6 protein-coding genes and 3 pseudogenes are annotated in these 10,084 nt (G+C 64.0%); 4 read left to right on the top strand and 5 right to left on the bottom strand.

Annotated features, from left to right (window positions below; genetic code table 11):
• Together AX737_RS35135 and AX737_RS19570 are read right to left on the bottom strand one after the other, a co-directional pair.
• A pseudogene (locus AX737_RS35135) lies at positions 1-191 on the bottom strand (hypothetical protein); the annotation flags it as partial.
• A gap of 248 nt (positions 192-439) precedes the next feature.
• On the bottom strand, positions 440-682 hold the full coding sequence (locus tag AX737_RS19570; protein WP_066924295.1) for a hypothetical protein: 243 nt from the start codon (positions 680-682) through the stop codon (positions 440-442).
• Positions 683-1,085: 403 nt separating this feature from the next.
• Between AX737_RS19570 and AX737_RS19560 the strand changes: the two genes are divergently transcribed.
• Positions 1,086-2,417, top strand: coding sequence for a site-specific integrase (locus AX737_RS19560; RefSeq protein WP_082773156.1), 1,332 nt, complete (start codon positions 1,086-1,088; stop codon positions 2,415-2,417).
• Between the two features lie 1,236 nt (positions 2,418-3,653).
• On the opposite strand, the gene AX737_RS32270 is transcribed toward AX737_RS19560, so the two are convergent.
• Entirely contained in the window at positions 3,654-5,930 is a 2,277-nt protein-coding gene (locus AX737_RS32270) for an ADP-ribosylglycohydrolase family protein (protein WP_082773155.1), read from the bottom strand.
• Between the two features lie 92 nt (positions 5,931-6,022).
• Here AX737_RS32270 and AX737_RS19545 point away from each other — a divergent pair, with 92 nt between their 5' ends.
• From AX737_RS19545 to AX737_RS32265, 3 genes are all read left to right on the top strand, one after another.
• Complete coding sequence (locus AX737_RS19545; RefSeq protein WP_066924289.1) at positions 6,023-6,667, top strand: hypothetical protein; 645 nt, start codon at positions 6,023-6,025, stop codon at positions 6,665-6,667.
• Between the two features lie 3 nt (positions 6,668-6,670).
• A complete protein-coding gene (locus AX737_RS19540) occupies positions 6,671-7,816 on the top strand; it encodes a hypothetical protein (RefSeq protein WP_066924287.1) in 1,146 nt (381 codons plus the stop codon).
• Positions 7,817-8,175: 359 nt separating this feature from the next.
• Positions 8,176-9,270 (top strand): DUF2235 domain-containing protein, encoded by a 1,095-nt coding sequence (locus AX737_RS32265; protein ID WP_082773154.1) that lies wholly within the window; start codon positions 8,176-8,178, stop codon positions 9,268-9,270.
• Positions 9,271-9,485: 215 nt separating this feature from the next.
• On the opposite strand, the pseudogene AX737_RS36055 reads toward AX737_RS32265, so the two are convergent.
• Both AX737_RS36055 and AX737_RS19535 read right to left on the bottom strand, forming a co-directional pair.
• A pseudogene (locus AX737_RS36055) lies at positions 9,486-9,641 on the bottom strand (integrase); the annotation flags it as partial.
• A pseudogene (locus AX737_RS19535) lies at positions 9,595-9,888 on the bottom strand (transposase); the annotation flags it as partial. The pseudogenes AX737_RS36055 and AX737_RS19535, both read right to left, overlap by 47 nt.
• Positions 9,889-10,084 lie beyond the last annotated feature (196 nt).

Here is a 10,084-nt window from a genome sequence, read left to right as displayed (position 1 = left end):
GCCCGCCGCAGAGCGACGTTGCGGCTCGCCGGCGGATCGACCCAAGCCGTCGGGGCTGCTGCCACTGCGTGGCTCCTGGCCGCCGGCTGCGCCTGCCGCTCAAAGTTGCCGGGATGCAGGATACCGGCAGCGGCCATCAGGCCCAGCACGGCAATGCCCGTGACGGCGAAGGTCGATTTGTAGTGTTCCATGAGAGCGGAACAAATAGCCAAGCTAATTGTTCCGCTCGCGCTCGGCAGCCCGTTTCAAGTTGTCGGCGGGCAACATCAACGGACTGTGAACGGTTGATCTTCCTCGGCTGCAGGAAGCCATGCCGCTCCCTGTCCGAAGCCCGCTTGGCTTCATCGCCGCCCCGGCCAGCTTCGTACCGGCCGGTTGCCGAACAGCTTCTCGGCGGCGGTGACGAGCAGCGCTCCAGGCGTCTCGACGCAGGCGCCAGTCAGCCTCCCGGCGTCCAGTCGATCTTGGGCTTCTGCGACAGGAGGCGCTCGAAGTAGTTGGCAACCGCCTGCGCCCCGTCGGCGTGCATCATGGCGACCGGATGGGCGAGGTAGGCCCGGGCGAGGTCGGGCGGGATCTCGCTGGCCTGGAGCGCGCCGAGCACGGCGTCTATGAAGGCGTCGTTGGCCTCGTTGAAGTCGGAAGAGAGCTTCTTGCGGTCGTTCAGGGCCTTGATCGGCATGGCTGAGCAGGTCCGTCCTGTTCCAGGGATGGCACCGCGTCGCACGCTCATGGTCGAGTTCGCGGAAGGCGCGGCAGAGGGGAGGGGCTGAGAAACCGTAGCCCGGTCTCACCCTTGGCTCTCTCGTCACCGTGCCGCGCGAATCACGCTGCCGGTGACGCCTTGGTGACACCAGACCGGCTCGGTGAGGCTGCCTTTGCAGCTAAGTCATTGAGAAGATTGGCGCACCCGACACGATTCGAACGTGTGACCTTTGCCTTCGGAGGGCAGTAATCCTGGGCGACGCGCGCCGCCATGATTCCAGTAGACCACGCAAAATCAGAGGGTTAGGATGACACTTCCCGACAGGCGCAACCTCGTCTACGCTAGAATCCTGTAGCCCCGTTGTAGCCCGGAGGTCGGCGTGGCCGGCAGGTTGACCCTTCAGATCGTCAAGGCAGCCAAGCCGGCAGCGGCGCGCTACACCCTTTGGGACGCGGAGCTCAAAGGCTTCGGGCTGCGGGTGAACTCCGACGGCACGAAGAGCTACGCGCTCAAGTACCTCTTCAACGGCCGGCAGCGGTGGCACACAATCGGAAAGCACGGTTCGCCCTGGACACCCGATACCGCGCGAAACGAGGCCTTGCGGCTCCTCGCTCAGGCTCGAAACGGAACGGACCCTCAGGAAGCCAAGCGCGCGCAGGCGACCGCCGATCTGACGGTATCCGAGCTGTGCGATCTCTATCTTGCGGCGGCGCGCGCCGGGCAGATCCTCACGAAGTTCGACGAGCCGAAGAAGGCCTCGACGATCCTCACGGATGGAAGCCGGATCGAGCGCCATATCAAGCCACTGCTCGGCCGGAAGCGCGTGCAGGACGTCACGCCCGATCACATCGAGACATTCCTCCACGATGTGGCGGCCGGCAAAACCGCCCTCGACGTGAAGACAGGCGTCCGGGGCCGCGCGATCGTCGAGGGGGGGCGCGGCGCTGCTACCCGTACGGTTGGGCTTCTGGGCGGTATCTTCGCCTTTGCGGTGCGCCGGCGGCTGCGCACCGACAATCCGGTGCGTGGCGTGCAGCGTTTCAAGGACAAGCGCAACGAACGCTTCCTGTCGGGCGTCGAACTCCAGGGTCTCGGACAGGCGCTCTCGGCCTGCGACGAGGCCTGGCGCCAACATGCGCAGGATCTGGCGGCCTGGACGGAGGGAGGCGGCCGCGGAAAGCCCCCGCGACCGCCCCTGCACGCTGAGAGTCCGTCCGTGACGGGGGCGATCCGCCTTCTTCTGCTGACGGGCGCTCGCAAATCCGAGGTGCTGCACCTGCAGTGGTCGCATGTCGATCGCGAGCACGGCTATCTCCGCCTGCCCACGAGCAAAACCGGCGCGAAGGCCATTCCGATCGGCACCGCGGCGCTCCTCCTGATCGAGGCGCAGCCCAGATTGGCATGCAACCCTTTCGTATTCACCGGTAGCGTGCCGGGGCGTCCATTCGTGGGCCTCGCCAAAGCCTGGGAGCGTATCCGGGCGAGGGCGGGGCTACCGGACGTGCGCCTCCACGACCTGCGCCACTCCTTCGCCAGTGTGGGCGCATCCTCCGGAAGCAGCCTGCCTCTGCTCGGCGCCATTCTGGGCCACCGGGACCCGAAGACAACGCAGCGCTACGCCCACATCGCACGCGATCCAGCTCGCGCCGCTGCTGACCAAGTGTCAGACCTGATATCAGCCTCGCTTGGATCAGCACGACGAACTTCCTGAAAAATCTGATGTCAGAGAGATGTTTTAAGGAGGGCTGCAGGATCAGCTGCGAACTTCCCGTACCTCCACTTACGATCAGCATCGCCCGAGTGACGTCGCTCCTGGCCTGGAGCAGGCAGCAAGTAAGATCTAGCTTCGCTGCTCTGTCGGGCCGAGGACCGCAAATAAGAGTGCGACCAAAACCGCCAAGCCGGTCGCGAGAGCTGGCGCTAGTTGCATCAGTGTGGGGTTGCGTTTTCGGCCATCGTTCCCTCCCTTCCTCCGGCTTAAACGATGGCCGAGCCGTGGTTGTCCAGAGCAGGGGGAGCGCATGTCGAGGAGGTGGACGCATACCAGCGCCTTCGCGCATTTCGGGACGAAACCCCGTAATGTGCAGTGGAGCTGGTCGGCGCGGAACGAAGAGAGCAAGACCGTTGTCGTGACGTTCTGGCAGGATCAGCTCGTCCGCCGCGAAGGAAAACTGATATACGAACGGCCTGGGCACGACCCGCGGCATCCCGATAGGCGGCCAGGTTTCAGGGAGCTCATGGACAACATGGCGTGGGCACGTGATCACTGTGGGGGCCTTCTCAGGATCATTGTTGCCATCGCGCGAGACCGGAACGCGGAGCCCCGCTCGATCCAAGAATGCTTCCCAAGCAAGATGTCCATGCGTCTCACCCACCTCGATACGGAGAGTGGCGCCTTCCGCGCCGAGGCCGAGGGACTCTAGAATGCGATCCTCGTGCGGGGCCGTCCCGCGCGGACGGTTCCCCGTCGGCGTCCACGCCCGCAGCCAAGCGCCAGCCGATTCGATCGAGCGCCGGGTCGTGTATCGGCGCGCGACATCGAGAGACCGCGTTTCGCCACGGGTCGGTCGTCGCCCTGAGAAGGATCACGACGTCGAGCAATCCCTCGCCCGCTCTCAAGCTCAGTCCCGCGGCCATTGAGACGGTAAAGGCATGCGAGGCATGGAGTTCCTCGACCGGAAGGAGAGCGCTGTCCCACTCGGTGGCGTGAGTCAGCGTCGGGATGAACTCATCACGCATCGGTGCTCCGCGTCGATTGGAGGAAGGATCAGCACAGGCAGTGGGAGGGGACGGCGCGGCGCGGCAGGCCCACGGATGTCCGCTCGTTCGTTAGGTTTCCTAGAGAGCGTGTTCGCGAGCCGGGATGGACCGACGCACCTGCAACCGCGTTCAGCGAGCGTGATCACGTCGGCGGGGTCCACCCCTCGAGGCCTGGCCGCTTCTGATGTTACCCGGAGCGCCCCAGCACCCGCCGCAGCAGCACGCCGCCGCGGGTTTGTCGCGTTTGAAAGGCGCGGCGGGGCTCACTGCTGGTATAGATCACGACACCGGGCTCCTCGTCCGTGATGTCCCACAGCCGCGCTGAGCGGGCGACGATCAGCACGGCGTGTCCGGCCCGGACATGCGGCAGCAACCCGTCCCGCACGAAGCGGCGAACCGCCCGGGAGGAGGCCAGTGCCGGCGCCACGCGACGTGCCACGGCGCCCTCGCGCGAGTGGTAGGGTACGAGCGGGAGCATGCAGATGTCGGCGGCATCAGCCTGCGTGATGTCGGGTCCGAAGGTCCGGCGCGCCCAGCGATGGCCCGGATGGGTCGCGTGCTCATCCAGAAGGTAGAGATACGGCTGATCCCCGGCGAGGTTGGCCCGCAGCGCCGCCGCGAAGGCCGGGCGGGCCTCCTGCGTGGCGTCGTCCTCGCTCAAACCCGGGTTGAGTACGAGGATGTACGCCCTGGCGCTGCGCAGGGGCCCGGCCCACGGAACGGGGTGCAGACCAAGGGCGAAGTCGTTCCCTGGGATCTGGCCGCGGTCGTCCGAGTGAACGCCGGCACCCTCCAGGCGCGACCAGAACGCGACGAACTCGTCGACCGCCCGCGGCCACCCTGCGGCGGCCCCGGGATGGGCGGCGTCGGTGGCGGCGGGTTCCGCGCTCCGGTCGAGCGTGTGCTTCGGAACAAGGCGCCCATCGCGAAACACCATTTCGCCGATGCCTGTCCGGAGGATCCTGGCACCTTCACCGGTCTCGCAGAGGCGCTCGGACGAGGGCCCGGGTGCCTGCTCCCGGGGACAACCGGCCTCGAACAGCTGTGCGGCCACGCTCTCGATCCGCTCGCGCCACGCCAGCACCGCCAGCCATTCCCCCGGAATGCCCGCGAGACCGTAGACCGCACCGGCGAGCTGTCCGGCGATCGCTGCCGTGGAGTCGGCATCGTCCCCGAGATTGGCTGCCAGCAGCACCGCGGAGCGGAAGTCGGTGGTACGGGCCACCGCCCACACCGCGGCCTGCAGTGCACGCACGACGTAGCCCGAGCCCTCGATCGCCGCACGGGGCACCCCGCGCCAGCCGCCCTCGATCGCCTCACCGGTCTCGCTCCCCAGCACCGCGTGCAATGGCACGCCGCCGATCGCCCGTGCCAGCAGATCGGCGAGCTGGCGCGAGCAGCGCAGTGCCGAGGGCGAGCCGTGCGTGGTGCGGGTCTGACGGTCCGCAACCGCACGCAGGGTCTCCGCCTCGCGCCAGTGGCGAATGGCGGCCGGGGCAAGCCGCATCAGGGCGCCATTGCCCGAAGCCGCCTCGCTCGTCGAACCGGCGACCGGATCGCCCGTCTGCTCATAACGGGCAAGCGCGGCCCGGGTGGCGTTGCCGATGTCGAAACAGGCTCCCGTGCAGGAATACTCCCCGCGCCGGTACCAGGCGGTGAAGCGGTTCATCAGGTCGCGGGCGTCGAGGCCCGGATCGTGGACGAGGCTGTCGGCGAGGGCCAGCGCCAGGGCCGTGTCGTCGGTCCACTGACCCGGCGCCAACCGGAACGGGCTACCGCCGGTGATCGTCGTCAGGACCGCGCGGCGGGGCTTGGGCGAGAACTCGATCGTGGTCCCCAGCGCGTCGCCGATTGCCAGACCGACGAGCGCCCCCACCGCACGGTCGCGCATCGCGGCAATCCCGGTCGATGGTGGCGGCAGCGGACGACCTCGTCCGGCAGCCACCCAACGCGCCTGCGCCGGCGTCTCGATCGCCCCCGGGCGCACCGCGCGCACCGCGGCCATTGCCGCCTCGGCGTCCAGCCCGGTCTCGACGAGGAGACGTGCGGCGACCATGCCGGCCCGGCCGAGGCCGCCACGGCAGTGCACCAGAACGTGCGCGCCGCGAGCCAGCAGCCCCCGCAATCGGGCCGAGAGCGTGGGCCAGCCTGCCTCGAAGGCGGCATCCGGCACCGATACGTCAACGATCGGCGCGTGATGCCACTCCATATGCCGCCGCCGGACCTCATCGCCGATCGAGGCGATCCGGACGCGCGTGAGTTCGTGCGCCTCCATCAGCGTCACCACCGCGGCGGCATTCCAGGCGGCGATGACGTCGAGGTCGGCGCCGAGGTCGCGACGATGGGGGCCCGTCAGCCCGAACGGCTGACGCTTGCCCGGAGCGAACGTGACGCCGATGCGTCCCCCCGCCCGGCCGACGGCGATCTCGGCGATCCGGAGCGGGGTATCCGGGGTCTTGGTCATCCTGTCCTCCTTGGTTGCGGGACAGTTCTATGTCGTCCTAGCATTGCCCGGGCCGTCCGTCGGAATTGTCCGGGCTGCGCGCGGGAGAGGGCATGAGCGGGGCGTATGTCGGCTTCTACTGGACGCTGCCTGTCAACCGGATCGGCTTTCGTCACCTGCCCAGGGATGCGGCTGCCGCGGCCGCGGTGAGCACCACGATCCGCTACCAGCGGGCCCTGACACACCGCTACGTCCTTGCCCTGGAAGGCCGTCTGGAAGGGCGGCTGCTCGGCGAGATCGCCTTCATGGACACTCGGCCCGACCGGGCGACTGCGGCCGTGCACGAGGCGCTGGACCGTGTCAGCGAGTTGACGGGCGGGCGGCGCGCCGCGTTGATCCATGTCGCCTTCGACGAGCGGTCCTGGCGCGACAACCGCTATCTCGTCGATCACCTGCGGACGCTGGACATCGAGCGCATCCCGCTCTCACCGGAGCCGATCGTCCTCGACAACCAGCGCCTTGATCCCGTCCAGCACTTCACGGACTGGCGCGAACGCGAAACCGAGGCCATGGCCGCGCTGCGCCTCGACGCCTACGCCGGCCTGCGGGCCGTCCTGGCAGACGTTCCCGAAGGCGCGGGCCGCTGGCGGGTGATTGCCGAGCGCCTGAACGCGGACGGCATCACAACGGTGCGCGGTGGTCGCTGGACGCCGGAGAATGTGCGCAAGCTCGCCGGACGCCTACCGCAGGGGAGTTGAGACGTGAGCGACGGCATGTTCATCGTGCGCGACGACGGTACACTAGTGGCGATGCGCGCAAGCCCCTTCGAGAGTGAGAGCCTGTTCCAGACGCTGCTGGCCTCGCACCCGAGCCTGCTCGCAGGTGAGGCCGTCAATCCCAACAGCCCGCGTCGGTGGCTCTTAATTGCGCGCGAGCAGGCGGTGCCGGGTGAGGAGGGCGGTGCTGGGCGCTGGTCGCTCGACCACCTTTTTGTCGATCAGGACGGTGTCCCGACGCTGGTCGAGGTGAAAAGGGCTAGCGACACGCGCGGGCGCCGGGAGGTGGTAGCGCAGATGCTGGACTACGCCGCCAACGGTGTCATCTACTGGCCCGCTGAGATGCTGCGCACGCAATTCGAACGCGCCTGCGCGGCTGATGGTCGCGAGCCGGATGATGCCGTGCGGACCCTGCTCGCAAGCCCGGAGGCAGACGCCGGCGCCTTCTGGTCACGGGTCGACATGAACCTGCGGGCTGGGCGCATCCGTATGGTGTTCGTGGCAGACGTGATTCACCCGGAGCTGAAGCGCATCGTCGAGTTCCTGAATGCACAGATGAACCCGGCCGAGGTTATTGCGCTAGAGCTTCGCCACTATTCCGGACCAGGGCTACGCACCCTGGTGCCCCGGGTCATCGGGCTCACCGCTGAGGCCGAGCGGCGCAAGGGCGGTGTCAGCGGTTCCGTGTTAAGCGGTCCTCCTCCCAGCGTCGCGGACTGGTTTTCCCAATTCGAGGCGGAGCGCGGGCCCGAGGAACTGGCGCTCGCTGTGGTTATTCGCGATTGGTGGCAGGCGCAGGGGGCCGAAGTCGGAACGACGCGGTCACAGCGGCCTTCGCTCTTCGTCAAGCTTACGCTTGGAGGACGCACAGGCTATCCGGCGTTCATCAAGGCTGGCGGCCGCGTAACGACAGGTCTCTACGCCGTCAAGACCCTGCCGCCCTACGACGAGGAAGATGCGCGCCGGCAGCTGGTTGCTACCATGGCACAGGCTACAGGTCTTGAGTTCTCGGACCGCGCTTTTGATGGCGAGCCGAGTGTACCGCTTGCGCGCCTGCGTGACCCGGAGACGCTAGATGCAGTGCTCGCTATTTGGTCAGAGTTCTTGCGACGAGCGCGCGCTCAAAATTGATCAAATGTAGCAAATTAATCGTGCGGAAGCCTACATAGCTTTTGCCGAACAGTACGGGCGCAAGATCAATGAGATATCTCAATATTTAGGATTCATAGACGGTAATGCTGGTTCAGCATGGCATCGACCAACAGGTGTTGAATTGCGAGTGATGCTCGGGGTGTATTATTTTATGTGCGCAACCATCATGCACCGACACGCGCTTTGAGGCTGCAAGCTGGCCATGGCAGCTTCAATGGCTATTATGTCCGGCAGCCTTGGTTGCATAAGCGGCGCCTCAGTTCAATTTGACCCTTGGAAACGGAACGGAAGAATCAGAAGCATTCTTCGTAAAACTAATTGGAATAGGTACCGTCAGCATGAAGCACTTGATTTATTTGATAGACGGAACTTGGATTTTCGCTGGATCAGCGCTTGCAGTTGGGCAAATATCCAACATATACAAATTAAACATGCATCTGGAGCTGCAGGAGGGGCCCTATAACCCACAAATTGTACACTATGTGCGGGGGTTGGGCGGGGTAAATGGTATTCGAAGATATACATCAGGAGGTTTTTCTTACGGAATAGACGAGAGTATCGAAGATATATATTTGAATATTTGCTCCAACTATGCGCCTGGAGACAAGATATATTTGTTTGGTTTTTCCCGCGGAGCGGCTGTGGCGCGCGCCGTAACTGGTTTGCTGTCATACGGGATTCTGCAGCCCGATCGCATTCATTATATGCCAGATCTTTGGAAAGTCTACAAGCAGAAAACATTTGGCAAAGATGACTCAACGCTAGACCAAGGCGTGCGGAACAGTTTAGATCTGGTGAGAAATCATAGCAGGAGCGAGAAGGCAGTAGTAGATTTCCTCGGCATTTTTGACACGGTCATTGGCGGTATGGGTAGGCTAAAGCGAGTGCAGAAGCTGAACTTGCACGGTATGGAGGTAGCGCCCTGTGTCAAAAACGCTGTGCAATTACTGGCAATTGACGAAACTCGAGACTTCTTTGAGCCTCTTGCTTGGAAGGGTAGCTTTGACCCAAATACCGTTGTAGAGCAGTTGTGGATGCCTGGCGTACATAGCGATATCGGAGGTGCATATCCAAGCAAATATCTTGGTGATGCTGCTCTACTTGTTATGATCGATAGAATTTTAGCTCGAACGCCGCTTAGGATTGAGGTTGGCGATCTGAATTACCTGTTGTCCAACAGCAATACCCCTATAGTTGTGAATGACGAGTATAACGAGGCATTGTGGCAGCTATTTTCTCCATTATCTCGCAAAAGAAAGTTCGGCGGATTTTCACAGTATGTTCACCCTTTTGCGGATGATTTATCACGAACTGCAATTCAACAGAAAAAGTCAAAGACAAGAACTAGATACTCGAGTTTGCGCAACGAAGATATCCCTAGATCGCAATATTTTATTTCTAGAGATTTGAAAGGAAAAATTATCTATGTATGACCAAATATGACAATCTAGTTGCAGATGAATGCCGCTGCCAACGCGGCCGCTCCGGGGTCATGATTCAGGTGCGGGCAAGTTCAAAAGCCGATCTTGATCGGCTGCGTACTCACTCGCTTCGGCGACAGGCGAAGCGTACGCGGACCCGGCTACCTCGATCCAAACAGTGATTACCTGAGGGCCCGCTGAAGGGCGATTTGCCGTACGGCCGGGAGCTAGATGTCCGGTCCCGGCATGTGGTGTGACGGATCGAGCCTGAAGCGTTCTGGCTCTTTCGTCTAGGTCTGGCAGATGAACTCGTAGGGCGTGAGGCCGCGCAGGGTCTTAAGCCGGCGTCCGTAGTTGTAGGCGTCCACGAGCAGCTGCAGGTGCAGTGAAGCGGGTGAAGGCGTGTCGGATGGTGTCCCAGCGGTCCGACACTGTGCGGGCGGCGGTGGTCCGCAATAGCGCTTTCAGCGTGGCGAAGATTTACTCGATCGGGTTGAAGGCGAGGCCGTAGGGCGGAAGGTAGAGCAGCCGCGCGCCGGCCGCCTCGACCCGCTCGCGGATGCCGCTGACCTTGTGGGCTTGTAGGTTGTCGAAGATCACGGTGTCTCCAGGCCGCAGCACCGGGACGAGGCGGTTGGCGATTACGGACGCCGCCGCGGTCGCGACGTTGATGATGCTCTCCAGGGCGTCCGAGTACAGGGCGACGCTGCCGGTGAGTAGCTAGGAGACGTACTTCACGCCGAGCACGACCACGCTAACGGCGAGGCTGCCGACGGCGATCTTGAGGGAGGGGGGCATGGCTGGTTCCTTCCGGCAGTCTGTGATC

Origin of the sequence: Methylobacterium sp. CCH5-D2 (genome assembly GCF_001556475.1) — a bacterium.
Taxonomy (GTDB): Bacteria; Pseudomonadota; Alphaproteobacteria; order Rhizobiales; family Beijerinckiaceae; genus Methylobacterium; species Methylobacterium hispanicum.
This window is presented reverse-complemented; position numbering and strand designations above follow the sequence as displayed.

Bases quoted from the DNA above. Each gene is read 5' to 3' on its own strand.
- AX737_RS19570 (WP_066924295.1), bottom strand. From the start codon at position 682: ATGCCGATCAAGGCCCTGAACGACCGCAAGAAGCTCTCTTCCGACTTC.
- AX737_RS32270 (WP_082773155.1), bottom strand. From the start codon at position 5,930: ATGACCAAGACCCCGGATACCCCGCTCCGGATCGCCGAGATCGCCGTC.
- AX737_RS19545 (WP_066924289.1), top strand. From the start codon at position 6,023: ATGAGCGGGGCGTATGTCGGCTTCTACTGGACGCTGCCTGTCAACCGG.
- AX737_RS32265 (WP_082773154.1), top strand. From the start codon at position 8,176: ATGAAGCACTTGATTTATTTGATAGACGGAACTTGGATTTTCGCTGGA.